General features: G+C 53.5%; 25 protein-coding genes. 18 read left to right on the top strand and 7 right to left on the bottom strand.

From position 1 onward, the window contains the following. Window positions 1-180: 180 nt before the first annotated feature. The 8 genes from GP475_RS10585 (at window position 181) to GP475_RS10550 (ending at window position 8,712) form a co-directional block, all read left to right on the top strand. Window positions 181-2,970 carry an ATP-dependent Clp protease ATP-binding subunit gene (locus tag GP475_RS10585; RefSeq protein ID WP_187974331.1) on the top strand — a complete coding sequence of 930 codons (2,790 nt, stop codon included), beginning with the start codon at window positions 181-183 and terminating at the stop codon, window positions 2,968-2,970. Window positions 2,971-3,130: 160 nt separating this feature from the next. After that, the gene (locus tag GP475_RS10580) at window positions 3,131-4,759 is read left to right on the top strand and encodes a hypothetical protein (protein WP_187974330.1); all 1,629 of its coding nucleotides are present in this window, start codon (window positions 3,131-3,133) and stop codon (window positions 4,757-4,759) included. A 9-nt stretch (window positions 4,760-4,768) separates the two neighbouring features. Beyond that, window positions 4,769-5,422 (top strand): hypothetical protein, encoded by a 654-nt coding sequence (locus GP475_RS10575; protein WP_187974329.1) that lies wholly within the window; start codon window positions 4,769-4,771, stop codon window positions 5,420-5,422. Continuing rightward, window positions 5,419-5,976 carry a hypothetical protein gene (locus GP475_RS10570; protein ID WP_187974328.1) on the top strand — a complete coding sequence of 186 codons (558 nt, stop codon included), beginning with the start codon at window positions 5,419-5,421 and terminating at the stop codon, window positions 5,974-5,976. Before GP475_RS10575 ends, GP475_RS10570 begins: the two co-directional genes overlap by 4 nt. Continuing rightward, window positions 5,973-6,524 carry a hypothetical protein gene (locus GP475_RS10565; protein WP_187974327.1) on the top strand — a complete coding sequence of 184 codons (552 nt, stop codon included), beginning with the start codon at window positions 5,973-5,975 and terminating at the stop codon, window positions 6,522-6,524. The genes GP475_RS10570 and GP475_RS10565 overlap by 4 nt, the downstream gene beginning before the upstream one ends. After that, window positions 6,488-7,063 (top strand): hypothetical protein, encoded by a 576-nt coding sequence (locus tag GP475_RS10560; RefSeq protein ID WP_187974326.1) that lies wholly within the window; start codon window positions 6,488-6,490, stop codon window positions 7,061-7,063. Before GP475_RS10565 ends, GP475_RS10560 begins: the two co-directional genes overlap by 37 nt. 22 nt (window positions 7,064-7,085) lie before the next feature. Continuing rightward, window positions 7,086-7,256, top strand: coding sequence for a DUF4236 domain-containing protein (locus GP475_RS10555; RefSeq protein WP_187974325.1), 171 nt, complete (start codon window positions 7,086-7,088; stop codon window positions 7,254-7,256). 184 nt (window positions 7,257-7,440) lie between these two features. Beyond that, window positions 7,441-8,712: a threonine/serine exporter family protein gene (locus GP475_RS10550; protein ID WP_187975917.1), complete on the top strand. Its 1,272-nt coding sequence runs from the start codon at window positions 7,441-7,443 to the stop codon at window positions 8,710-8,712. Here GP475_RS10550 and GP475_RS10545 read toward each other — a convergent pair. Further along, entirely contained in the window at window positions 8,683-9,582 is a 900-nt protein-coding gene (locus tag GP475_RS10545; protein ID WP_187974324.1) for an HhH-GPD family protein, read from the bottom strand. The genes GP475_RS10550 and GP475_RS10545 overlap by 30 nt on opposite strands. Window positions 9,583-9,596: 14 nt before the next feature. Here GP475_RS10545 and GP475_RS10540 point away from each other — a divergent pair, with 14 nt between their 5' ends. Together GP475_RS10540 and GP475_RS10535 are read left to right on the top strand one after the other, a co-directional pair. Further along, the gene (locus tag GP475_RS10540) at window positions 9,597-10,220 is read left to right on the top strand and encodes a carbonic anhydrase (RefSeq protein ID WP_187974323.1); all 624 of its coding nucleotides are present in this window, start codon (window positions 9,597-9,599) and stop codon (window positions 10,218-10,220) included. Between the two features lie 36 nt (window positions 10,221-10,256). After that, the gene (locus tag GP475_RS10535) at window positions 10,257-10,934 is read left to right on the top strand and encodes a hypothetical protein (protein ID WP_187974322.1); all 678 of its coding nucleotides are present in this window, start codon (window positions 10,257-10,259) and stop codon (window positions 10,932-10,934) included. A gap of 5 nt (window positions 10,935-10,939) precedes the next feature. On the opposite strand, the gene radA is transcribed toward GP475_RS10535, so the two are convergent. After that, window positions 10,940-12,334 carry a DNA repair protein RadA gene (gene radA, locus GP475_RS10530; RefSeq protein ID WP_187974321.1) on the bottom strand — a complete coding sequence of 465 codons (1,395 nt, stop codon included), beginning with the start codon at window positions 12,332-12,334 and terminating at the stop codon, window positions 10,940-10,942. Between the two features lie 21 nt (window positions 12,335-12,355). Beyond that, window positions 12,356-12,934 carry a hypothetical protein gene (locus GP475_RS10525; protein WP_224399641.1) on the bottom strand — a complete coding sequence of 193 codons (579 nt, stop codon included), beginning with the start codon at window positions 12,932-12,934 and terminating at the stop codon, window positions 12,356-12,358. Between the two features lie 185 nt (window positions 12,935-13,119). Here GP475_RS10525 and GP475_RS10520 point away from each other — a divergent pair, with 185 nt between their 5' ends. The 8 genes from GP475_RS10520 (at window position 13,120) to rlmB (ending at window position 20,567) form a co-directional block, all read left to right on the top strand. Then, entirely contained in the window at window positions 13,120-13,710 is a 591-nt protein-coding gene (locus GP475_RS10520) for a CarD family transcriptional regulator (RefSeq protein ID WP_187974320.1), read from the top strand. Continuing rightward, complete coding sequence (gene ispD / locus GP475_RS10515; RefSeq protein ID WP_394367436.1) at window positions 13,707-14,435, top strand: 2-C-methyl-D-erythritol 4-phosphate cytidylyltransferase; 729 nt, start codon at window positions 13,707-13,709, stop codon at window positions 14,433-14,435. The genes GP475_RS10520 and ispD overlap by 4 nt, the downstream gene beginning before the upstream one ends. Beyond that, complete coding sequence (ispF, locus tag GP475_RS10510) at window positions 14,435-14,923, top strand: 2-C-methyl-D-erythritol 2,4-cyclodiphosphate synthase (protein ID WP_187975914.1); 489 nt, start codon at window positions 14,435-14,437, stop codon at window positions 14,921-14,923. The genes ispD and ispF overlap by 1 nt, the downstream gene beginning before the upstream one ends. Window positions 14,924-15,037: 114 nt before the next feature. After that, the gene (locus GP475_RS10505) at window positions 15,038-15,937 is read left to right on the top strand and encodes a CAT RNA binding domain-containing protein (RefSeq protein WP_187974319.1); all 900 of its coding nucleotides are present in this window, start codon (window positions 15,038-15,040) and stop codon (window positions 15,935-15,937) included. Next, window positions 15,930-17,546, top strand: a complete 1,617-nt coding sequence (gene nagE, locus GP475_RS10500) for an N-acetylglucosamine-specific PTS transporter subunit IIBC (protein ID WP_262485182.1) — start codon at window positions 15,930-15,932, stop codon at window positions 17,544-17,546. The genes GP475_RS10505 and nagE overlap by 8 nt, the downstream gene beginning before the upstream one ends. A gap of 141 nt (window positions 17,547-17,687) precedes the next feature. Then, window positions 17,688-18,182 carry a PTS sugar transporter subunit IIA gene (locus GP475_RS10495; RefSeq protein ID WP_187974318.1) on the top strand — a complete coding sequence of 165 codons (495 nt, stop codon included), beginning with the start codon at window positions 17,688-17,690 and terminating at the stop codon, window positions 18,180-18,182. A 30-nt stretch (window positions 18,183-18,212) separates the two neighbouring features. Continuing rightward, window positions 18,213-19,625, top strand: coding sequence for a cysteine--tRNA ligase (gene cysS / locus GP475_RS10490; protein ID WP_187974317.1), 1,413 nt, complete (start codon window positions 18,213-18,215; stop codon window positions 19,623-19,625). Then, window positions 19,626-20,567 (top strand): 23S rRNA (guanosine(2251)-2'-O)-methyltransferase RlmB, encoded by a 942-nt coding sequence (rlmB, locus tag GP475_RS10485; protein WP_187974316.1) that lies wholly within the window; start codon window positions 19,626-19,628, stop codon window positions 20,565-20,567. An 11-nt stretch (window positions 20,568-20,578) separates the two neighbouring features. Here the strand turns inward: rlmB and GP475_RS10480 are convergent, their stop codons facing one another. The 4 genes from GP475_RS10480 to GP475_RS10465 form a co-directional block, all read right to left on the bottom strand. Next, window positions 20,579-21,892, bottom strand: a complete 1,314-nt coding sequence (locus tag GP475_RS10480; protein WP_187974315.1) for an MFS transporter — start codon at window positions 21,890-21,892, stop codon at window positions 20,579-20,581. A 181-nt stretch (window positions 21,893-22,073) separates the two neighbouring features. After that, on the bottom strand, window positions 22,074-23,009 hold the full coding sequence (locus tag GP475_RS10475; RefSeq protein ID WP_187974314.1) for a metal ABC transporter permease: 936 nt from the start codon (window positions 23,007-23,009) through the stop codon (window positions 22,074-22,076). Further along, the gene (locus tag GP475_RS10470) at window positions 23,010-23,711 is read right to left on the bottom strand and encodes a metal ABC transporter ATP-binding protein (RefSeq protein WP_187974313.1); all 702 of its coding nucleotides are present in this window, start codon (window positions 23,709-23,711) and stop codon (window positions 23,010-23,012) included. It abuts the gene before it with no gap. A gap of 20 nt (window positions 23,712-23,731) precedes the next feature. Next, window positions 23,732-24,772 carry a metal ABC transporter solute-binding protein, Zn/Mn family gene (locus tag GP475_RS10465; protein WP_187974312.1) on the bottom strand — a complete coding sequence of 347 codons (1,041 nt, stop codon included), beginning with the start codon at window positions 24,770-24,772 and terminating at the stop codon, window positions 23,732-23,734. Between the last annotated feature and the right edge of the window lie 23 nt (window positions 24,773-24,795).

The raw sequence follows: 24,795 nt of genomic DNA, 5'->3' as shown, positions 1-24,795 counted from the left end.
CGGGTGAAAATCCACCCCCGCCGCCCGTGTTCGCTACCGGCGTACAGTGCAAAAAACCCCTCTTAAACTGGAGTTTTTCCTGTTATTCGCAGCAAGAAGGAGGAAAACAGGGAAGCGATGACCCTGCGGGGCGTTATGGTAGTTGAGAACTAGCAATAAAAGACAGGGGTATTGAGGACGATGTTCGAGAGGTTTACCGATCGTGCGCGTCGCGTCATCGTTTTGGCGCAAGAAGAAGCGCGCATGCTTAACCATAATTATATTGGTACCGAACATATTTTATTGGGCTTGATCCAAGAAGGCGAAGGCGTTGCCGCAAAAGCCCTGGAATCCATGGGCATCTCCCTCGACGCAGTACGCCATGAGGTAGAAGAAATTATTGGTCACGGCTCGCAGCCGCACCAAGGCAATATCCCCTTTACTCCGCGCGCTAAGAAGGTGCTAGAGCTTTCTTTGCGTGAGGGCCTGCAAATGGGCCACAAGTATATAGGTACTGAATTCCTCCTGCTCGGGTTAATCCGAGAAGGCGACGGCGTGGCCGCGCAGGTTTTAGTGAAATTAGGTGCCGATCTTCCTCGGGTTCGCCAACAGGTGATTCAGCTACTCTCTGGCTATGAGGGCAACCAGGCCGAACAGGACCAAGGTGGCGGTCCCATCGGAGCTGGCGCAGGTGGTGGACGCGGCCGCAGCATGGGCGGCGGTGGCGCCGGGGATCGCTCCAACTCTTTAGTGTTAGATCAGTTTGGACGTAACCTCACCAAAGCAGCCAAAGAGGGAAAATTAGACCCCGTCGTTGGTCGGGAAAAGGAAATTGAGCGGGTTATGCAGGTGCTGTCTCGGCGCACCAAAAACAACCCGGTGCTCATTGGTGAACCCGGTGTAGGTAAAACCGCCGTGGTAGAAGGGTTGGCCCTGGACATTGTTAATGGCAAGGTTCCAGAAACCCTCAAAGACAAGCAGCTTTATACCCTTGATCTCGGTTCTTTGGTGGCTGGGTCACGCTATCGAGGCGATTTTGAAGAGCGCCTCAAGAAGGTTCTTAAAGAGATTAATCAGCGCGGGGACATCATCCTGTTCATCGATGAAATCCACACTCTCGTCGGTGCCGGTGCCGCTGAAGGTGCCATTGACGCAGCTAGTTTGCTGAAACCCAAGCTAGCTCGCGGTGAATTGCAAACCATTGGTGCCACCACTTTGGATGAATACCGCAAGCACATTGAAAAGGACGCGGCATTGGAGCGACGCTTCCAGCCGGTCCAGGTCCCCGAACCCAGTGTGGAACTCACTATTGAAATCCTCAAGGGGCTACGAGACCGCTATGAGGCTCACCACCGAGTCTCTATTAGTGATGCTGCGCTGGCTGCTGCTGCTAACCTTTCAGACCGCTATATCAATGACCGCTTCCTGCCGGATAAGGCGGTAGACCTCATTGATGAGGCTGGCGCTCGGATGCGGATTCGACGCATGACCGCCCCTGAGGGGATCCGGAAGCTGGATGAAAAGATCGCGGAGGTGCGCCAGGAAAAAGAAGCCACCATTGATGCTCAGGACTTTGAAAAGGCTGCGCGGCTGCGGGATCAGGAACGCAAACTCAATGAGGAACGAGCCGCTAAAGAGAAGCAATGGCGTTCTGGCGAACTTGATGACATCGCGGAAATCGGTGAAGAAGAAATTGCTGAAGTTCTGGGAAGTTGGACCGGGATCCCCGTCTTCAAGCTCACCGAGGAAGAGTCCAGCCGTCTACTCCGTATGGAGGAGGAACTCCACAAGCGGATCATTGGTCAAGATGATGCTGTGAAAGCGGTGTCACGGGCTATTCGCCGTACCCGCGCCGGTTTGAAAGACCCGAAGCGCCCCTCTGGTTCCTTCATCTTCGCTGGCCCCTCCGGTGTGGGGAAGACCGAGCTGTCCAAGGCTTTAGCGGAATTCCTCTTCGGCGAAGATGACGCCCTCATCCAAATTGATATGGGTGAATTCCATGACCGCTTCACTGCCTCCCGCCTCTTTGGTGCGCCCCCCGGATACGTCGGGTATGAAGAAGGCGGTCAGCTTACTGAAAAGGTTCGACGCAAACCATTCTCGGTAGTCCTCTTTGATGAGATTGAAAAGGCTCATAAGGAGATTTACAACACCTTGCTTCAGGTGTTGGAAGATGGGCGTCTTACCGATGGCCAAGGCCGCATGGTGGACTTCAAGAACACCGTGCTTATCTTCACATCCAATCTGGGGACCGGCTCTATTTCTAAAGCAGTGGGAATGGGCTTCAGCGGTTCCACTGAGACAGATGCCGAAGCCCGCTATGAGCGGATGAAGCAGAAAGTTCATGATGAGCTGAAGAAGCACTTCCGGCCAGAGTTCCTGAACCGTATTGATGACATTGTGGTGTTCCACCAACTCACCCAGGAACAAATCGTAGAGATGGTGGACTTGCTGGTAGGCCGCGTGCGCAATGCCTTGAAGGCTAAGAACATGGATATTGAACTTACTGCCAAGGCAAAGAACCTGCTGGCTAAGCGCGGTTTTGATCCGGTATTGGGTGCTCGGCCGCTGCGTCGGACTATTCAGCATGAAATTGAAGACGCTCTCAGTGAGAAGATCCTCTTCAACGAAGTTTCCGCAGGTCAAAAGATCCTTGTCGATGTGGACGGCTGGGACGGGGAGTCAAAGGACACTGACCGCGCTACCTTCACCTTCACCCCGCAGCAGAAACGGGATGAGGACGGAGTTGAAGAAGGGGAAATGTCTATTGAAGCTGCCGAGGCAGTGAAAAACGTAGCCGACGCCTCGGACGGTGATGTTCCGGAAAGCGACACCGCTAGTGACTTGGATTTAGAGCGGCTCCGGGAAGAAGGAGCGAGCGTCTCCGATAACCAAGGAACGGGGACTTATGGTCGAGGCTCTAGCTACGGTGAACCTCACCACGGTGGAGACAACCATCAAGGCGGAGGTGCTCAACCCCAAGCAGAATAACCTAACCCCTGGCTTTCTTAACCCCACCTGCTACGCCGTGACAGGCGCAGCAGGTGGGGTTTTATACGGCGCCGGTGTTGAAAAAAAGAGAGTTGTGACATATATAGCCGGTAATGTTACTATAGACACATTAAATAGACTGCGGCGAAAGGTAGGGGTTATGAAGTGGCTCAAATCGTTGGCGACAGTGGGGGTTTATTCATATGGAGCTGTAGCGGTAGCAGAGGAAAAGGAATATACCCCTCCAGTGGTGGATTCCCATATGGCGCAAGATTACGCTGAACAATTTCAGCAGGATCCTGTGACCCCACCAGTGGTAGATGGTGTAGGGGGACTTAGTGATCAGCAATTAGAGGAATACCAGCACTGGGTTCAACGAGGAGTATCACATCCTGCGCAGGAAGATATCCGGGCCGGTAATATGCGGACGGATAAAGAAGGACTTATTGAAGGGGTGGATAAGCAAAAGGCTGATTTTGCGGAAGTTAAAGAATCCGGTGGCTTAGGGGAGCGAGCCGCACCCGGTTGTGAATCCTTTTGGCCCTCGCCTTATGAGGTTTGTGGCGGGATTCTTGGGGAGTACGCGCGGTTGAATGGTGCCTTAGGGTGGTTATTATGGCCAGAAGAACCGATGATGCTCAATCCTGACGGGATTGGGTACCGTCAGAAATTCCGTAATGGTTTTATTTACTGGCACCCTGATACTGGTGCCCATGCTGTTAGTGCAAGAACTGCGGCACTCTGGTCAAAGCATGGGTGGGAAGCGGGATGGCTGGGTTACCCGGTTACGGGAGAGTATCCTTTAGAAGGCACTACACCACTTGAAGGTGAACTTGGTGGTTGGGTGCAGCAATTTCAAGGTGGATGGGTATATCGCAGCCCTTTGCAGCAGGTCGCTAGTGTTAATGGGAAAATCTATGAGTACTGGCAACAGCACGGCGGTCACCGAAGCGAACTCGGCTTTCCTATAGCTGACGAAGCAGCAACCCCCGATGGGGTGGGGCGGTATTCGGTGTTCCAATTTGGTTCTGTGTATTGGCATCCGAAATTCGGAGCACACGAGGTAAAAACTCTAATCTATGAAGTGTGGGCGCAGAATGATTATGAGAAAGGGAAATATGGCTACCCGGTAGGAGACCCCATTGAGCACGACGGAGATATTACTCAGGAGTTTGAAAAGGGAACGATACGCTTATCAGAAGAAATATCTTCGCGGGGGGTTACGGAACTGGGTGGAAAAGAGGTCAGCAATCTTCTCCTTGACTCCCTTAAACGCCAAGGTTTATTAAATCTGGATGCTATGCCTGGGGCAGCAAGCAGAAATAGGGAAATTAGTGGGTGGCGTTCCACTAGGTCACTCGGTAAAAACCCGGTACCAATACCAAGTAATTATAAATATTATGAAGACCCTAACCATCCAGAGTATAAAGATCAATTTCCAAAAGATGATCCACCTAATACCAATCGTCGATCTTTGCATGATTACTGCACTACCTCTCCAGACGGATATCCACCATTTGCAGATAAGCAATGGGCTGATTTCCGCGGGCCCTGTGCTATCCATGACCTATGCTATGAGGCTTTAGACCGTAAAGGTACGCATGGGGATCGGACGCCATATGCAGCCTGTAATAGGCAATTTAAACAAAATCTCAAAACCGTATGTCAGCAAACAGACGCTCCGGTTGGGGCTTTTGAAAGATATGATTGTCAAATTACGGGAAATACCTATTATGAGGCCGTAGTGATTCGACATGGAACTCATTGGACCTCCCATATCGAAAGCTAAAGGATCAAGATGAGGGAGGAGAAAAATATTAAGAAATACCGCTCAAATGGTTACAAAGAACCGATAGTTGATATTCTTAAGTTTTTCGGCGTAAAATCCTCTAGGGCTGCTTTCTGGACTATTTTAATAATTGCTTCATTTGCCTCTTTAGTTGCTTATGGATCAATAGGGTCAACAAGGGGTTTAGCTGGATTAACTGTTGATGACAGGGGAGAGTTGCAGATTGCGATAAATCCTTGTGGGATACCAGTTGACAATGTGACTGTTTCCGATGGTTTTGATTTCCGCGAGTATCAATTCTATTTTGCGAGATCATCGTATTTCACTTTTTCTCCAGAGGCTGAGGAAAGCCGGGCTCTATATTGGTCAGGTGATCCGAAGCATATCCAATATCTCGTATCTTATTCCGTAATTCGCGGGTATCGTCGAACCTTCTTCCCTGGAGATTGGCCGTTTGCGCCATCACTGTATACCAAAGGTTCTTCGTTTAATACTGATTTTGAATCTCTCAAGGAAGAACTTAAGCCAGGTTACGTTCTGGTTGGAAATAATGATCGGGGTGAGCTGCGGGAATATGATATTCCCACGGCTGAGAGAAAACTTATGACTCTAGAGGAGTTTCAACATTGTAAGGCTACATACCGGGGATTGTGGTTAAGATGACAACGGCCAAAAAAAGTTTCCGGGCAAAGTTGCTTAAAATTGCGTTCGTAATTCTTGGAATTTTCCTGGTGGTGGAACTATGGACAGTTGTCGTGTTGCCTAACCTGGCTCGGGGTGAGGTTAAAGGAAGGATAGGGATAGGTCTCAATGAAGCTCAACAACCCACTGTTTTTCTTAATACCTGTGGGTTGAAGATTGATGATATTGCGGTAATAAAAGAACGCACAAGGTTGATTCATCAACCAGAAATCCCCTACCAAGGAATAGTGGAACTTCCCCTGGGAGATAAAAATATTTGGGAAGAAAAACCTAGAGAAACAGATAAGGACCCAGATAAACCAGAATATGATGGCTGGGCAATTTTGGCTATAAAATCTCCCGGCTGGCTACAAGATAGAGAATTGATAGGGGATAAGATTATCCACCCGTCCTATTTTCCCAGTCATTATGAAGATTATGTAAAAAATTTCCATATCAACAAGGTATGGTTGGGAGATGTTCATTCAAGTCATGAAGTCTCTCTAGAGGAGTTTTCACGGTGCGAAGAAGGATGAGTTCTGGAAAAGGAGTAAAAACCACATGGGTAATAGTCCTGATTGTGGTTGTCATCGGTATTTTCTATATAAATCAGCATGATACGAAAGGTCACGTTGGTCTGGTTCCGGGGAAGAATTCCGCGCTTGCTATTGCAGTGAATCCTTGTGGTATCCCTGTTGACCGGATCGAAGTGTACAATGATGGTCTAGTTTTCCTTCGTGACACTACAAGTAACCAAAGGGACTATTTCACGGTGGATTTTCATCCCGGTCATGACTCCACTGGTCAATGGCGGGTAAATAAAAGCAAGCCTAGTATTCAAGGTGATAACCAGTTCTTCATTACTGGTGTTAGTATCCAAGCACTTCATCGAACAACCCTCCCATATGGCTGGGAAAAGGCTTCTCTCAGTACAGACGGTCTGGTATTGGGCGGACATCTTTCCACGATGAAAGACAAAGTTAAGGATGGCTATGTCTGGGTGGATTGGTCAGGTGGGAAACTCATCCCCTTAGCAGAATTTCAACAGTGCCCGGAGCAGTACCGGGGAGTGTGGTGGCGATGAACCTGCGCAAGAAAACTCTAATCGGGGTAGTTTGTCTCCTCCTTTTCTTAGCTGTTTGGGAAGCGCTACCCCGGTACATCCCTCCCTCGCTTCCTAAAGGAGAAGTCGGTGGGCGCATCGGTGTTACCCGCTCTGCAGATGATCAAGTTTCCGTTGTTGTTAATCCCTGCGGTATCCCTATTGATGAGGTGATTCTGCACATCGGAACTACTGAGTATCGTTACCAGCTAGCGTCTGAATCTACTGACACCCTCGAGATTCCCTTTTCTGTAGAAGATAATTCCTGGCAGGCTCATCAATCTTTAGAGATTCGCAACCAAGAAACTCAGCAACAAGAGTGGTCCCTTAGTGCTCACAGCCCGCAAAGTTGGTTGGCGGCTAAAGGACTCATCGGGGAGCGCATTGTGCAACCTTCCTATTACGAAGGTGAATTCGCCGCTCTAGAGGATACGCTCAGCCAAGGGAAGGTGCTCATTGGTGATGGTGGTCTAATAATAGTGCAACCACTTTCTGAATTTCAGAAGCGCCCGAGCTCATAGTTATGCATTAGACTCTTAGCCCATGGGAATTTATTTCAGAAAACGCCACAATGTCAGCAAGAATTCCTGGCTGAACTTTTCAAAATCAGGTGTCTCTGGTTCCACCAAGGTAGGTCCGGCCACGTTCAACTCTCGCGGCGGTTTCAGCGTCAAACTCCCCGGTGGTTTCCATTTCCGCGGTCGGTGGAAGTAAAAAAGCTACACCTTTGAAACCTCACACATAAACCATTCCGCTAAGTGATCTTCCCCAAATCGGGCATTCTAGGGTGTGGTTTTGGGTCCGTTTTGGCCTAAACTAGCCTCACGTGAGTGAGGATAAAGAGGAACATTCAGCTAACCCTGGAAGTCATTCTCGAAATCGTGATGAGCATTTCCACATGGGGGTGGCAGCCGATGCTGTCTTGAGACTGGGAATGCTTCTCATGGGGGCCGGTACTTCTGGTTACCGGGTAATTCGGGGTATGAAGCGAGCTGCTCGTGCTCTCGGCTTTGACCGGATTGATGCCATAGTTTCGGTCACTAGCATTGAGTGCAGTTTCCATAAAAACAATCAATTCCGCACCGTGGTGGCTGTGCAGCAATCTCCGGCCATTGATTCTTCTCGCATCGAGGCCTTGGAATACATCACCCACCATATGCATCAGCGCATCACTCCCGCGCAACTTAACCGTCGCTTGGATTGGATTGAGCGCAATGTTCCGGCCCCACGTTGGTCCCGTGTCGTTCTTACTCTCGCCGGTGCCTGCGCCTGCGCTGGTTTCGCTGTTCTCAACCATGTTCCCTGGCCAGCGGTATTCGTCGTTGCTATCGCCGCCGGAGCTGGTCAATTTACTCGTTCTTTCCTAGGACGGCAGCATGTTCATCAACTCGGTGGTGTTGCCGCTGCTGGCACAGTTGCCTGCCTGGTCTATTGGTTCATCACCTTTATGTCGCCTAATCCGGCGGCGCTCTCCGGGGGAGTGGTGTGTTCGGTTCTTTTCCTTATTCCAGGTTTCCCGTTGTTCTCCGCAATTATTGATTTCGCTCGTTTTGATTTCTACGCCGGGCTTTCCCGCCTCACCTACGCCATCAGTGTCATTGCGGTAGCTACCTTCTCCGTAGGCGTAGTGTGCTGGGTCACCGGGATGAGTCCGGAACCCCCTCACGCACCTGCAGGGCTCATGCCCTGGTGGTGGTACGCAGTTGCCGCCGTCGCTAGTTTCTTCGGCATAGCCGGGTTTGCCTTCATCTTTAATTCTTCTCGTCGCATGGTTCTCGTTGCCGCCACGGTGGGAATGGTCGCCAACATCATCCGCCTAGTCCTCGTAGGCTACACCGGTCTCCCGTTTTTCCCGGCTCTTCTCGCTGGTTTCCTGGTCGGCTGCCTCGGTGCCGTTGCTTCCCGAAAGGCTGATCTTCCTCGGATTACCACCACGGTTCCAGCCTCAGTCATCATGGTCCCTGGCGCCATGATGTTCAACGCCGTCTACCATGTCACCTTGGATGATATGAGTCGAGCCTTAGCTAATGCGGCTTCTGCCGGAGCGGTCGTGGTTGCTATTTCCGCTGGCCTTACCCTAGCCCGGATGATGACAGACAAGGATTGGACTTTCGGCCACCTCATTGATTTCCAGAAGCCACTAACGGGGGAGCCTAAAGAAACCTGGTGAGGGTTCTTCCACCAGGCCGTCCTCAATCAAGGAATATAACGCTCTACTCCATTGCGCCCGGTCCGGCCACACAATCTCTAATTCTCCTCGCGTTACCGGAGCGAACCCCGGGCTTTCCCGGAGAACTGACATTATTTTTCCTCGTATTTGCCGGTCAGTTCCCACAAATTTCTGGACTCGTTGTTTCGCTTTATCTACGTCTTCCGGTTCTGGCTCCGGGCACCCAGCCTGCTGCCAGGCACACATGTCTTGGACCGGGCACTGACCGCAGCGCGGCTTTCTCGCCACGCACACCAACGCCCCTAACTCCATTAACGCCACCGACATTTCTGGCCCCTCAGGATTATTCTCTCCCTCAGGTAATAGCTCCGCGACCTTGGCCAGCTCCCCTTTGCTAGCGGGAGGCGCCAGAAATTCTCCCACCACCATTCGTTGATAGACCCGACGCACATTCGTATCCACCACCGGCACATTCTTCCCATAGGCAAAACACGCTACAGCTCGAGCGGTATATTCTCCTAACCCCGGTAGTGCGAGGAGATCAGAAACCTGATCTGGAACGTCACCACCATGCCGCTTCACGATAGTACGGGCGCATTCCAGAAGCCTTAGGGCCCGTCGGGGGTAGCCTAGCCGCCCCCAGGCGTGCAGCACCTCAGCTTTGGTGGCACAGCTAAATTGGGTAGGGGTGGGCCAGCGTCGGACCCATTCCTCCCATTGTGGAATAACCCTATTAACTGGGGTTTGTTGGCTCATCACCTCGCTAAGTAGCACTGCCCACACACTAGTTTCTGGGGTGCGCCAGGGCAGATCCCGGGCATGGACCCGGTACCAGGTGATGAGCCGAAGACGAAGCTGTGCATTGTCCATGAGACAATAGAACCATGCCGCTTCAAGAACACCTCACTGATCCCCAAGCAATTTGGGATGAACTCAAAGCAGGTAATGAGCGTTTTGCTGCGCAACAAAGTAAGCATCCCAATGACACAGTGGAACGTCGAACTATCTTGAGTGAGGGGCAAAACCCCAGGGCCGTGGTGTTAGCGTGTTCAGATTCTCGGGTCCCAGTGGAGTTGCTTTTTGATGTCGGTTTGGGTGATGTTTTCGTCATCCGCACCGCCGGGGAAATTGTCGGGTTATCCGTCCTCGCTTCCCTGGAATACGCGGTGGAATCTCTCGGTTGCCCGTTGGTGATTGTGATGGGCCATGAGTTCTGCGGTGCGGTCGGCGCTGCCATGAACGCGGTAAATAATGGTGAGGTTCCGGGAGGATTCACTCGGGTTCTGATTGAACGAGTCAGCCCCTCGGTGATGGCCGCCAATGGTGAGGGCAAGCATAGCGCCGAAGACGTGGAACGCATCCATGTGGCTCAAACCGTGGCTCAATTATTCACCCTCTACCCGGCGCTGAAAGAACGCCTCGCCCAAGGCACCCTCGGGGTGATCGGTGCGCGTTACCGGATCAGCGATAATAAGGTGGAAACCGTTGTTGCCCACGGCGTGGAATAACCGTGTTTTCGGTGGCTAGGTCATAAACTTAGGGGCGTGAGTAACCATCCGCCCCGCCGATTGCCGCATAAAATTTATGTTCGGCGCCGTGTCGCCGCTGTGGTGATTATCCTGGTTGTGGTTGCCCTGCTGATCTGGGGTTTGCTGTCCTTGACCGGGGGAAATCAAGAAGATAACTCAACCCCTGCAGCTGTGAGCACCACGAGTGACACCACCACCCCGCCTAGCTCTAGCTCTAGCTCCAGCAGCCCTACGTCATCATCTGCGTCCTCAAGTTCGACGTCATCTGCTAGTTCCTCAACCGCAAATCCAAATGCCAAGAACACCTGTAGTTTGAAGGATCTGATTATTACTGCGCGTAGTGATCGCCCGAACTATGGACCGCAGGATTCACCGGTGTTCTATATGTCGGTGGAAAACCCCACCACCGCTAATTGTGAGATTGATTTGGATGCTCAAAAACTTCGCTTTGAGGTTTATGCGATGTCCGATAATCACCGCATCTGGTCTGATGCGGATTGTTCGGATTCTCAGGCTACCGGGCGTCGAATCTTTGAGGCTGGGAAAACCACCAATTTTGAGGCGCAGTGGGCGCGGACTACCAGTGCGCCGGGCAATTGCCAAACACGGGACCCTGTTGCCCCTGGAGGATACTTCGTGCACGGAGTTATCGGGGATAATCCTTCAGAGTCGTACACTTTCAATCTCAGCTAGCGTGGCTATGAGCCAAGTCCCACTGCGGCAAGGGCTTGGCTAATATCGGCCACCTCCGTGGTTTTCAATCCAGCGTTGTGAATCTGGGAGCCTGCCGGAATAAGGGCGTGAACATACCCCAACCGGGCGGCTTCGTGAACGCGTCGCTGAAGATTAGGGACGCGGCGGATCTCTCCGGATAAACCAATTTCTCCCAGTGCCACAGTCTTCGGCGGAAGAGGCTGTCCAGCGTGGGTGCTGGCGGTGGCTAAAGCTACGGCAAGATCAGTTGCTGGATCATGGATCCGCACCCCACCAACAGTGGCCACATACACTTCCTGGCGTTGGGTTTTCATGGCGGTTCTTTTTGCCAACACCGCCAACACCATCGGCACCCGGTTGCCATCTAACCCGCTGACCACTCTCCGGGGATTTTTTGATTCCGTGTTCACCACTAGGGACTGGACTTCCACCAGCATGGGGCGCACTCCATCTAAAGCTACGGTGATTGCTGAGCCGTCCGGGGTGTGTCCGCGGTGTGATAAAAACAGCCCGGAAGGATCCGGCACCTCTTTGATCCCGGTGGAATCTTGCTCAAAGCACCCCACCTCATCGGTTGCCCCAAATCTGTTCTTGATGCCGCGCAGCATCCGCAAACTAGAGTGTCTATCCCCCTCAAAATGCAGCACCACATCTACTAGGTGTTCTAATACTCGCGGCCCGGCTACCGCGCCATCTTTGGTGACATGGCCCACCAATAACACCGGGATACCTGTGCTTTTGGCAATGGTGGTTAAGGTTGCGGTTACTGCCCGAGACTGGGCCACCCCGCCCGGCACACCTTCCACCCCGGGGGCGTGCAGGGTTTGCACCGAGTCCACGATCAGAAGAGTAGGGCGTAATTGTGTGACGTGTCCACCTACGACGTCTAGGTTTGACTCGGCTGCTAGGTACAGTTCTTCGTGTAAGGCCCCGGTGCGTTCCGCTCTCCCGCGAACCTGTGCGGCGGATTCCTCGGCGGTAACATAGAGAGCTCGACGTCCACCCTGAGCCTGCACCCACTGAGACGCCACTTCTAGGAGGAGAGTGGATTTCCCCACCCCAGGTTCGCCAGCCAAAAGAACCACAGACCCGGGAATTATTCCTTGACCCAAAACGCGGTCTAGCTCCCCGATTCCGGTAGCCAAGGCCCGGCTATTATTCGGGTCAATCTTCGTGATGGGGGCTGCGGGGCTTTGGGGAGCTAAAGAAATGACCTCGGAGTGGGGGAGCGCCGTCGAGCCGGACGAGTCTCCACGAGATGGAAACGCAGCTTCTTCTAGAGTCCCCCAGGATCCGCAATCAGGGCAGCGACCCAACCACTTAGGTGTGGAGTAGCCACATTCCTGGCAGATATAGGTGGTGCGTGCTTTGCGCGCCATTCCCTAGTAACTTGCTACTTTTTAGTGTGCGTGGCCTTCTTCGCCGCCCTCAACGGGACGGTTAAAAGTGCCGCTTTCTAATTGTGGCGCGTTAACGGTGGCGTCAGTCGTCACGGAGCCACGGTCAAAAGTGAAGGTCACCGGGACATGCCCACCAAAGGTGAAGCTCTTATTGGGGATGGTGTTAGCTACCCGATTGATGCACTGCTTTTGCTGAACCTGGTCTTTCGGGGCTTGGTTCAAGCCTTGGGAAGAATCGGAATACAGGGTGCAATCTCGACCAATCTCAGGTAGCTGATCCTGGAAACTAACTTCCTGACCATCCACCGTAACCTTCTGCAGCCGGTTAGCGTTGGGGTCCTGGTTGGTGACGATGAAGCGGAGTGAAGCAGGCTGCGGGCTGTCAGGGGTCATAATGACGGTGACATCCCGAACAGACAGAGCCTTATTCTGAGAATCTGCACTGGTGCCATTCACCGCAGGCACTTGATCAGCGGTCTGGGTAATTTGCCCGGCGGAACAAGCGCCTAAGACCAAGGTAGATGCGAGAGTAACAGTGGCAAGGAGGCCGCTGCGGGCGGCCGACTTGAGGGACTTCACGGAACGGTCCTCCGGTATGCAGGGTGATGACGTCTTTTTCATACCTACCTTAGCGCTTTCACGGCTGCTATTCACAGTTGCGGGGGTGTATCCATCTTTATGTTGACCCACAGCCTGAGCATGCAACCTCAATTAGTGTGTAGAATAGTGGGCCGAACATCTGGGTATCTCTATGAGGAGAAGGAATGGAATTCAAGGTCGGGGACACCGTTGTCTACCCACATCACGGCGCTGCGGTGATTGAGGCCATCGAAACCCGGGAGTTGAAGGGGGAAACCCTGGAGTACTTGGTCTTGCAGATTCTGCAGTCTGACCTGGTGGTTCGGGTGCCTTCCAAGAACGCTGAATTGGTTGGTGTTCGTGATGTGGTGGGGGAAGAAGGCCTCCAAAAAGTGTTCTCTGTGTTAAGGGAAACAGATGTTGAGGAAGCTGGAAACTGGTCTCGGCGTTATAAAGCAAACCAAGAGCGGCTAGCTTCCGGTGATGTCAACAAGGTTGCTGAGGTGGTTCGAGATCTGTGGCGACGTGACCAAGATCGCGGATTGTCTGCGGGTGAAAAGCGGATGCTTGCTAAGGCTCGGCAGATTTTAGTGGGTGAATTGGCCTTGGCTGACATGGTTGATGAGAAAAAGTCCGCTGATTTTCTTAAGGAAGTAGATGAGGTGATTCGTCGCCATAATCTTTCTGCTTCCCCGGATCCCGATAATAAATTGGCGGATGAGGACATTGACATGGATTTTGATGACCTCAACTTTGATGATGAGGACTTCTCCTGAGTAAACAACTCGCCTCCGAATCACGCCGTGCCTTTGTCCTGATTGCCGCCGCTGGCCAAGGAACCCGGCTGGGCGCGTCTTTACCTAAGGCCTATGTATCTTTAGCCGGCGTGACGCTCCTGGAGCGGTCAGTGAGAACTTTCCTGGAGATTGGCCAGTTTGATGCTATTCATGTGATGGTCTCTCCGGAGTGGGAAGATTATGCTCGACGCCTCTTAATGCCCAGCAACATGATAGAGCGTGTTGTTCTGGTTCATGGCGGAGCTGAGCGGATGGATTCCGTCTGGGCTGGTCTACAATCACTTCCGGCTGAGGAGGGAACGGTTCTTATTCATGATGCCGCCCGAGCCTTGACCCCGCCGGAGATGATTTGCCGTGTTCTTCAGAACGTCAATGAAGACCACCCGGCGGTGATCCCAGTGCTGCCGGTTAGCGACACCATCAAACAGGTTGATGAATCAGAGTCAGTTGTTGCTACCCCAGACCGGAATTATCTGCGTGCCGTCCAAACCCCGCAAGGGTTCGACTTGGCGACGCTGCGGCAAGCTAACCTCCGTTATTTCCAAACTGCGGCTGCACAACGACAGTTCCTCGCAACTGATGATGCTTCCCTCATGGAATGGTGTGGAGTGCCGGTGTACTGCGTCCCAGGAGACGCCAGAGCGTTGAAGATCACGACACCATGGGACCTACAAATAGCGGAGCTTTTAATACGAGGAGAATGATGACCCAGCCGCAGATTATCCCCAGGGTAGGGATAGGAACTGACGCTCACCAAATTCAACCTGGCAAACCATGTTGGATTGCCGGTCTGCTTTTTGACGATGATGATGGTTGCGAAGGACATTCCGACGGAGATGTGGTCAGCCACGTCATTGTCGATGCCTTACTCTCCGCCGCTGGTCTTGGAGACTTGGGTTCTTTTGTGGGGGTAGGCCGCAAAGAATATGACAACGTCGCAGGTGAAAGACTTCTGCGCGAATGCCGAGAACTATTAGCCGCCAAGAACATCACCATCGGGAATGTGGCAGCTCAACTCATTGCACAAACCCCAAAGATGGGTCCGCGCCGAGAGGAAGCAGAACGCCACCTCAGCGAGATTCTGGGTGCTCCCGTGTCTATTTCCGCCACCACCACTGACTATTTGGGGTTTACTGGCCGAGAGGAAGGACGCGCCGCCATCGCCACAGCTGTGGTGTGGCATACACCCTAAAAGGGGGAGGTCTGACGTCTCAGGTCTTTCCTATAGTGATCTAGGTTATTAATCTGGATTCCGTACGTTGTGGTGCGGGTGTTACTGACGCGATCAGGCACGACCGCCGCTGAGGTGTCACTGTCTCAGCCTGGTGATGAGGGGAGTCCAGCAGTGGACCCGGAACATCCGCGCATTCTCCGCGTTTTCAGTAATAATGCGGTCCTCGTCCGAGGTGAGGATGACGTCGAAAAAATCCTTGTCGGCCGCGGGATCGGCTTTGGGCGACGCACCGGAGAACGTATTAAGGCAGATCAAGCTCAACGCACCTATGTGCCGTTGAACCCGGACACGGCACCGCTGATCGCATCTATTGATCAGCTTGATCCCGCTGTGTTGCAGCACGTTGGTGCAGCTGTGGATTTAGCTACTGATCTGCTCGGGGATCTTCACCCTAGTGTGTATTTATTACTGACCGAACACCTTTCGTTTGCCATTGGCAGAGTTCGAGAGGGGCAGCGGCTCCACACCGGGATTCTTAGCGAAGTGGCTGGGGCTTTTCCGGAGGAATTTCAGGCTGCCCAATTGATTGTTCACTATCTCAATGCTGCTCTTCCGGAGACCATTTTGCCGGAGGAGGAAGCAGCTGCCGTCGCACTTCATCTCAATGCGGCGCGGAGCGGGGTTCCCGTGAAAACCCCGTTGGCTCACGCCAATCTTCTTGCCGCCTGGGTAGCTCATATCCATGAAGCCACCGGGATAACTAGTGCCGAAGATGAAGAATTGGTGGCCGCGTTGGTGCGGCTATATCGACGGATAGAAAGTGGCCAAACTCGTCATTGCCCGCTAGTGGAGGTCGTTTCCCAACAGTTGTCCTCGGACTATCAGCTAGCTACCACCATCATCGCCCAAATGGGGGACGAAGCCCCAGGAGAAGCTGCTTATTTCGCGGTGTTCTTACATGGGTGGCGGCAGGCATATAAACCAATAATTTCACAGCACATTCAGCGCAGAAAGGAGAACCCAGATGGCTAAAGCAAACGTCATGGGTGCCTTGCAGAAACTCAGTAAGGCCCTCATGGGCGCAGTGGCAGTGCTGCCGGTTGCTGCTCTTTTATGTGGCATTGGATACTGGATCCAAGCTTTTAATGAAAACTCCATCCTAGCCACTATCTTCCTCAAATCAGGCGGGGCGGTGATGGATAACCTAGGTATTGTTTTTGCTTTGGCCTTAGCCTTCGGCCTGGCTAAAGACCACAACGGTGCTGCTGCTCTCTCCGGGTTCGTCGGTTTCCAAACAGTTATTCTGCTCATCGGGCCAGAGTCAGTGGCCTCGTATCGAGGTATTGAGGACCCTAAAGAACTCACCGGTGATGCCGCCTTGCACTGGGCCAGTCAGGGGTGGGATGCCATCAACGCGAAGAATGTTTTAATTGGCATCGTGGTCGGTATCCTCGCCGCAGCCACATATAACAAGTTCTCTCGAACTCGTCTCCCGGACTTCTTGGCTTTCTTCTCTGGCCGCCGCCTGGTCCCTATCCTCACCGCCGTGTTCTCCATGCTCATTGCTGGGATCCTCTATATTCTGTGGCCGCTTCTGTATAACGTGCTCTTTAATTTCGGTGAGTGGATCCAAGGCATGGGAGTGCTCGGGGCAGGTATCTACGGCGTGGTCAACCGCCTACTCATCCCCACAGGTTTGCACCATGCCCTCAACTCCATCTTCTGGTTCGATGTCATCGGAATTAATGACATCGGTAAATTTATGGATGGTGCTAAAACCATTGAAGCCGCACGTCAAGCAACTGACGCCGCAAGCTGCCCAGGGGTCTGGAATGGTACTAGCTGTGAAGTCATCGGCGAGGTAGGCCGCTACCAAGCCGGGTTCTTCCCAGCGATGATGTTCGGTATCCCCGGCGCTGCCCTAGCCATGTATCTTCGGGCAGATAAACAACGCCGCAAGGTTGTCGGTTCGCTCATGGCCGCTGGCGCCCTAGCTTCCTTCTTCACCGGAGTCACCGAACCGCTGGAATTCTCCTTCATGTTCGCTGCTCCGCTGCTCTACGTCGTCCACGCCCTCCTCACCGGCCTGGCGCTGAGCATCGCCGCCGCATTCCACTGGACCTCCGGCTTCGGATTCTCCGCCGGCATGGTGGACATGACCTTGTCAAGCCAAAACCCGCTCGCCCATCAGTGGTGGATGCTGCTCCTCATGGGTGTGGTGTACTTCTTCCTCTACCTCGGGATCTTCTGGTTCCTCATTGGGAAACTCAATCTCAAAACCCCGGGTCGAGGTGATGCAGAGCAAGAAAATTCAGCGGTGTTAACCGATATTCCAGATGAGGCAAATGGTGCTCAGGAAGGTTCGACGTCTACGGCCGCGAACTCCACCACGTCACGCATCATTCAAGGGTTAGGTGGGGCCGACAATATTGAAACCCTAGATCACTGCGCCACCCGGCTCAGAGTCACGGTGAAAGATGATTCCAAAGTAGAGGAATCAATCTTGAAGTCTGCCGACGTTGCCGGGCTGATCCGCCCTAGCGCCCATGCCGTTCAAGTAATCATCGGGCCGCAGGTGCAATTTGTTCATGATGATGTCGCAGCTGAGCTAGCCAACCTTCGGTGCAACCAGGTTCACTAGCTCCCACTTTTTAGGCGCCGAGGAATAAACCACAGTTGTGGGGTTTTCTGGATCAGAAGTTGACGTCGAACCTTCCCTGAACAGTAGAATTTTAGGTTAAGGGGCTGTAATAGAGATGTCGAAAGGATTACCCCAACAACTATGGTTTTCTTCGCTAAATCCAAAGACACTGATCTTGTTATCCAGGCGCCTTTCGCCGGAGAGGTAATCTCCATGAACGAGGTGCCTGATCCAGTCTTTTCCGGGGGGATGCTGGGAGCAGGGGTCGCCATTCGCCCCAGCGATAAAGAATCTGAGATTATCGTCCATGCCCCGGTGGCTGGGCGAGTAGCTAACTTATTCCACGGAGGGCATGCTTTTGCGCTCGTCACTACCTTAGGAACCCAGGTTTTAGTCCACGTGGGCTTAGACACTGTTGAGCTTAAAGGTCGTGGTTTTGAAGCTCTGGTGGAAGAAGGACAACGGGTGAAAGCCGGGGAGCCGGTGCTCAAAGTCGATGCCGCGCTTATTCGGGAGGCCGGAAAAGATTTAGTGACCCCCATTGTCGGCACCGATAAAAGCCAGGTTTCCGGCACTGAGGTGCAGGCCGGCCCGGCAGAAGAGGGTGTGAAAATCGCTACCTTCACCCTGGTCTGAAGAAAAACCGGGATGCATTAAACTCAGGGCGTGACTTTAAGAATCTTCGACACCAGTACCCGATCCCTTCGAGATTTTGTGCCCCTGCGGGAAGGGCATGCGTCGGTGTACTTGTGTGGAGCCACCCCGCAGGCTCAGCCGCACATCGGGCACCTGCGTTCTGGGGTGGCGTTTGATATTCTGCGCCGGTGGCTCATAGCCAAAGGCCTCGATGTTGCCTTTGTCCGTAACGTCACCGACATTGATGACAAAATCCTCAGCAAAGCAGCTGACCACGGGCGACCCTGGTGGGAATGGGTAGCAACTCATGAGCGATATTTCACCGAGGCCTACAACACCTTAGGTGTGCTTCCGCCAAGCGTCGAACCCCGAGCTACCGGGCATGTGACCCAAATGGTCACGTATATGCAGCGGCTCATCGATAAAGGCTTCGCCTACCCTCTCGATGGTTCCGTCTACTTCGATGTGGCTGCCTGGACTGCAGCCGAAGAAAGCGACTACGGAAGCCTCTCCGGGAACCGAGTAGAAGATATGGAACAAGGGGAGCCAGATCAGCGAGGTAAAAGAAACCCTCAGGACTTTGCCTTGTGGAAAGCTGCGAAACCGGGTGAACCCTCATGGCCTACTCCCTGGGGAGACGGCCGGCCAGGTTGGCACTTGGAATGCTCGGCCATGGCTACCTGGTATCTAGGAGAAACCTTTGACATTCACTGCGGAGGGTTAGATCTGCAGTTCCCGCACCATGAAAATGAAATCGCCCAATCTCATGCGGCAGGCGATGGGTTTGCTCGGTATTGGATGCATAACCACTGGGTGACGATGGCTGGGGAGAAAATGTCCAAATCTCTAGGGAATGTGTTGAGCGTTCCGGAGATGCTGAAACTTGTTCGACCGGTAGAGCTGCGTTATTACTTGGGGAGTGCCCACTATCGCAGTGTGTTGGAATACTCTCAGGAGTCGCTGACTGAAGCTGCCGCGGGTTATCGCCGGATTGAGGACTTCTTACACCGGGTCGGAGAAGTGCCGGTGGGCACCCGGACCTCTGCTTTTGAAGAGGCAATGGATGAGGATTTAGCGGTTCCGCGTGCCTTGGCGGAAATTCACCGTAACGTACGCGCCGGGAATAGCGCTCTGGCAGCGGGAGACAAAGCCGAAGCTGCCCGACTCGCGGGGAATATCCGGGCGATGACGAACGTGTTGGGGGTAGATCCCTACTCTGAGCAATGGCAAGATTCGGGGTACAGCAACTCCAACAATGATGCCGCTATGGCGGCGTTGGAAGCGCTGGTGGGGGCGGAGCTGGAGCGTCGGACCCAAGCCCGGAAAGAGAAGGATTTTCAGACGGCGGATGCGGTGCGGGACCGGTTGCAGCAGGTCGGGATAACGGTGACAGATACCCCTGATGGGCCCACCTGGTCGTTGAATACGGAGATGGAGAAATAAATGGCGGGAAATGATTTTCGGCCCGGGCGGCGGAAGAAGAATAAAAAGGGTGCTACGAAAGGCTCTGGTGGGAAGAATCGACGCAGTTTAGCGGGGAAGGGGCCTACCCCGAAGGCGGAGGATCGGCCCTATCATGCTGCGTATAAGCGAAAGGTTGAGCGGGAACGTCGTAATAGTGGACGCCACACCCGGGAGAAGAATAATGAGTTGGTGGTGGGCCGCAACCCGGTGATCGAATGCCTCCACGCCAAAGTGCCGGCGACGCAACTCTATGTGGTTCAAGGAACCGGCCATGATGATCGCTTAAGCGAGGCGGTTACTCTAGCGCACAGCCGCTCCATTCCGGTCAGTGAAATTCCCCGCCAAGAGATGGATCGGATGACCGGGAACGGTCTTCACCAAGGAATTGGTTTGGACATGCCACCGTTTCGCTACACCGAAGTTCACGACCTTATAGCCCAGGCCGCAGATACCCCGGGGCCGGGGATGGTGGTGTTGCTTGATAACATCACTGACCCGCGAAACCTTGGGGCGGTGATTCGTTCGGTCGCTGCTTTTGGTGGCGATGGGGTCGTTATTCCGGAACGCCGTTCTGCGTCGGTTACCGCTGTGGCGTGGCGTACCTCGGCGGGAACGGCTGCTCGGCTACCGGTAGCGCGGGCGACGAATTTGACGCGAACAGTCAAAGAGTTTCAACAAAACGGGTATCAGGTGGTTGGCTTAGACTCCGGAGGAACAGCCACCCTTGACACTTATAGCGCTGCGGAAACCCCGGTGCTTATTGTGGTGGGTTCTGAAGGTAAAGGGATCTCTCGCCTGGTCCGGGAAAATTGCGACGTCATCATGTCCATCCCGATGGCGGAGTGGGTGGAATCCCTGAATGCATCGGTTGCTGCCGGGGTTGTTCTGAGCGAGTTCGCCCGGCAGCGTCGAGTGAACTAAGCCCTGGGGAATTAGTATTCCTCAGGATAATGCCCGTGAAGATCTACTCCCTTGGTTTCTTTCAGGGTGAGGATAGTAATTGCTGAAATCACCAAGAGCACGATGGAGTAATAGGCAAAGTGGATGTTGTTATCTAGCCAGGTCATAATCATGCCCGCGGTGCCGCCGAAGATAGCGATAGTGAGAGCATAGGGGATACCAAACCCGGAGGCTCGTTGATCCGTGTCAAACATCTCCGCGTAGGTGGCCGGAGCGTGCCCCAAGAAAGCCGCCAATAAGAATAGCTGGATGGAGATGGCAAGAACCAAGGAGAACATGCTCTGCTGGTTGACGACGTAGTGCACCAGAGGCAGGTAGAGGATTGCTGATCCGATCATCGCAATGAGCATGGTGGGTTTGCGGCCGATGCGGTCTGAAGCCCAACCCCAGCAAATTAAGGAGATGATGAAGACGGCGTTTCCGATGATGGAGGCGGTGAAGGCGTCGGAGGCGCTAAACCCAAAGCTCTTTTGAGCCAAAGCCGGCATGGTGACCGACCACACGTAGTAGCTGACGGTGAGGCCAGCTGTCATCCCCACGACCTTAAGCGCAGTAGGCCAGTTCTTGGCGACCTGGACGAAAACATTGCGCTGGGCCTGCGGGGCTTCAGCTTTGCGTTCCTTTTCAGCTTCGAAAACCTCGGATTCATCCATGTGGAGACGCATCCACAGGGCGGAGATACCTAAGACGGCTCCCACCGCGAAGGGGATGCGCCAGCCCCAGGCCATGAGTTGTTGCTCACTCAACAAGGATTCGAGTATCAACCCGAAGATCATCCCCAGCAGGATTCCGAAAGTCCCGGTGACATAAATCGAGGAGGCCCAGAGTCCGCGCTTATCTCGGGGAGCGTGTTCGGCCAAATAGGTCTGGGCGGAAGGAAGCTCCCCTCCGTGAGCTAGCCCCTGGATGAGGCGAGCGAGCAGAAGAATAGCGGAGGCCACCCAGCCGACCTGGTGGTAGGTGGGGGTAATAGCGATGAGGATGGAACCCGCCGAGGCGCACAGGACGGCTACAGCAAGAGATTCTTTACGTCCAATGCGGTCTGCTAGCCAACCGAAGAAGAAACCGCCGAAGGGGCGGGCAATAAACCCCACCGCGAAGACCGCCATCGTTTTTAAGAAGGCTGATTTGCCGTCTTCACTATTGAAAAGTTGGCTGGAAAAGAAAACCGCGAAGGTGGCGTAGATATTCCAGTCAAACCATTCCAAGGCATTACCAACCCCGGTTCCGGCAAGAGTTTTGAGCGTTGATTGGCTCCGCTCAGTCTGGGTGTTCTGGGTGGTCACAAGAGAGTCCTCTCATCATGATCGAGGCCTAAGTACATTTTTAACCAGCAAGCCCAAAGCTATGAATTATAACTTTAGGTAAATAACTGCTTATGTTCGGTACATATTAGCGCTAAGAAGTTGTGAGCGCGATAACAACCCCGTCACCTTTCTCCGCTGCGGCGGAGAAAGGTGGGGCAAATTAGTCTTCATTCGGTGCCGAGTGATGGGGATCAACCACGAGGGAGTCCTCCGCTGAGTGAGGGGAACCTAACACCTCGGAAAACTTCTTTCGATTCGTTCCCACCTGTGCTTTTTGATTCATTCGGCCACCGATGAAGCGGCACACTAGGTAGATGAAAAAGCTGACTGCGGTGACAAAAACTGACACCGGGATGCCGGGAGCTAGGGAGAGGATGAGTCCTCCTACCGCTGACGTTTCAGCGAAAATAATGGAGTAGATGACGGCGCGTATCGGGGATGACGTCACGTGGACAGCGGCGGCTCCGGGGGTGATAAGTAGCGCCATGACGAGGAGGGAACCCACAATTTGCACTGATTGGGCTGCGGCAATACCCACGAGGACAGCGAAAATCACGGCGATCCATTGGCAGTGGACGCCGGCGGCTCGGGCCATGATGGGATCCGCGGAGGCAAAGAGCATGGGGCGCCAGATTAAGGCCACGATCCCCACCACCAGGACGGTGGTGATGAACAAAGTGGTGGTTGAAGCGGCAGATACGCCGACGATTTGGCCGGTGAGGAGGGAAAAAGCACGGGTAGAGTTACCGGGGTAGAGGTGGATGAAGAGCACCGCCAACCCCATACCGAAGCTCATGACGACACCAATTGCAGCGTCTTGTTGCTGCTTCATGCCAAGAACAGCGAGCATAAGGGCCGCGACGATGGAACCGGCGATGGCACCCCAGCCCACGTTGAGCCCAAAGAGCAAAGCGGCAGCCGCACCCATAAGAGCAAGCTCACTGGTGGCGTGGACGGAAAATGACATTTGGCGCAGGACAATGAGGGGGGTCATCACGCCGGAGAGTACCCCTAGGACACCCGCGGCGAGGATAGCTTGCTGGACAAAGCTCACATTGAGTAGATAACTGGTGTCAGTGAGAAAGGATTCCAGCATTTAAATCACCACCATTCGGCCGTCGACTTCGAGGACGTTGACCTTGGTGCCATACAGTTCGGACAGTACGTCTGAGCGCATGACTTCCGACACTGAGCCCAGGGTATGGCCTTGGGGAGCTAGGTAGAGAACACGGTCTACCACCTCAAGGACGGGGTTGATTCCGTGAGTAACAAAGATGACCGCACCGTCGTTTTCCGAGCAGTGATGATGAAGCATTGCTACGGTGTCTCGTTGCCTGGCTACATCTAAGCTCAAGAGTGGTTCATCAGCCAAGATGAGTTGGGGGTGAGAAGCAAGAGCCTGCGCTTGGCGGATTAATTGTTGTTGACCGCCAGACATTCTGCCTACCCGTAGGTCAGCTAGGCCTTGAGCACCCACCCGCTGGAGGAGGGCATCTACCTCATGGCGGTGAGGCGATCGGCGTCGGAAAACCCCGTGGGCCAGAGAAAGAGACACCAGGTCTCGGGCACGTAAGGGGAGATCAGGGGGGAACATTCGTTGCTGTGGGATATATCCGACGCGCGCAGCGACCTCCACGGAACCGGAACTTAATTTGCGCGTTCCCAGAATGGTGGCAAGCAGCGTCGATTTCCCTACCCCATTAGGGCCAAGAACCGCGATGAACTCCCCAGGCTGAACCTCAAGATTCAGGTTCTGCCATAAAGGGTTCACCGCGGCTTCATGAAAACGAAGAAGCATGGTGTTCTTGGGATTCTGGTTTAGGCGGCCTTGTCCTGGGAGGGGTGCGCAGCCTTAGCTTGTTGCTCTAGCTGACCCACTACAGATTCAAAGTAGTCCAGGAAGTTTTGATTGGAGTCCGGCGTTTCAGCGATCTCAACAATCGGCACACCCTTAGCCACTGCGGCATCGTGGATTTGCTTAGTCATGTCAGTTTCCGTCTGCGGGTTATAGATGAGGAAATCCAGTTCACCCTTATTGATGAGCTCTAAGAAAGCCTGAAGGTCAGCCGCGGAGGGCTCACTTTCATTAAGGGTCGCGGAGCGGTAGCCCTCCGGGGTAACATCATGAAGCTCAGAATCCTTGATGATGTAATCAGCAATAGGCTCAGTCTGGGCGACGTGCAGGTGCGGCAGCTTAGCAATCCGATCCTTCAACTTCGCCAAGCGGGCGTCAATATCATCAGAGTTGACTTTGGCATCGGGGTTGAGTTCCTTAACCCGGGACGCAACGTCGTTAGCTACTTGAGTGAGAGCATCGACGCTGTACCACACATGTTCATTGGTTTCGGCGCCTTCGCGATCAGCATGGCTATGGTTATGGCCCTCTTCACCGTGCTTGTGATCGTGGCTGTGACTTTCTTCCGTCTGGCTTTGACTTGCCTCACCATGATCATGATCGTGGTGATCATGATCAGTCAGCGGCAAAGCGTGGATGACTTTATCTTCATCCACGGCTTTATAAAGCCACGCGTCATATCCGCCACCACCGGCGATAACCAAGTTTGCTTCCTTGGCTTTAGCTATGTCAGCAGCGCTAGGTTCAAAATCATGCGGATCAATGTTATTGCCGGTCACGATGGGATCTACCGTTACTCCATCAGAGGCGACGGCTTTGGCAACATCAGCCCAAATGCTGGTGGAGGTAACAATATGAACCCCATCGCCAGAAGCTGCTGCAGAGCTGGAGGAGTTGCTGCTCGTGGAGTTATTACTGCATGCGGAAACTAAAAATAAAGAACCGGCAGCGAAAGCGGCCGCACCGGTGCGAATTATTCTCTGGGAAGTCTTAGAACGGGTCATGGAGTCCAGTTTCCTTGTGTTGA

The sequence above is a fragment of the Corynebacterium poyangense genome (assembly GCF_014522205.1).
Classification (GTDB): domain Bacteria; phylum Actinomycetota; class Actinomycetes; order Mycobacteriales; family Mycobacteriaceae; genus Corynebacterium; species Corynebacterium poyangense.
Note: the sequence above shows the minus strand (reverse complement) of the source record. Positions and strands in the feature narration are given on the sequence as shown.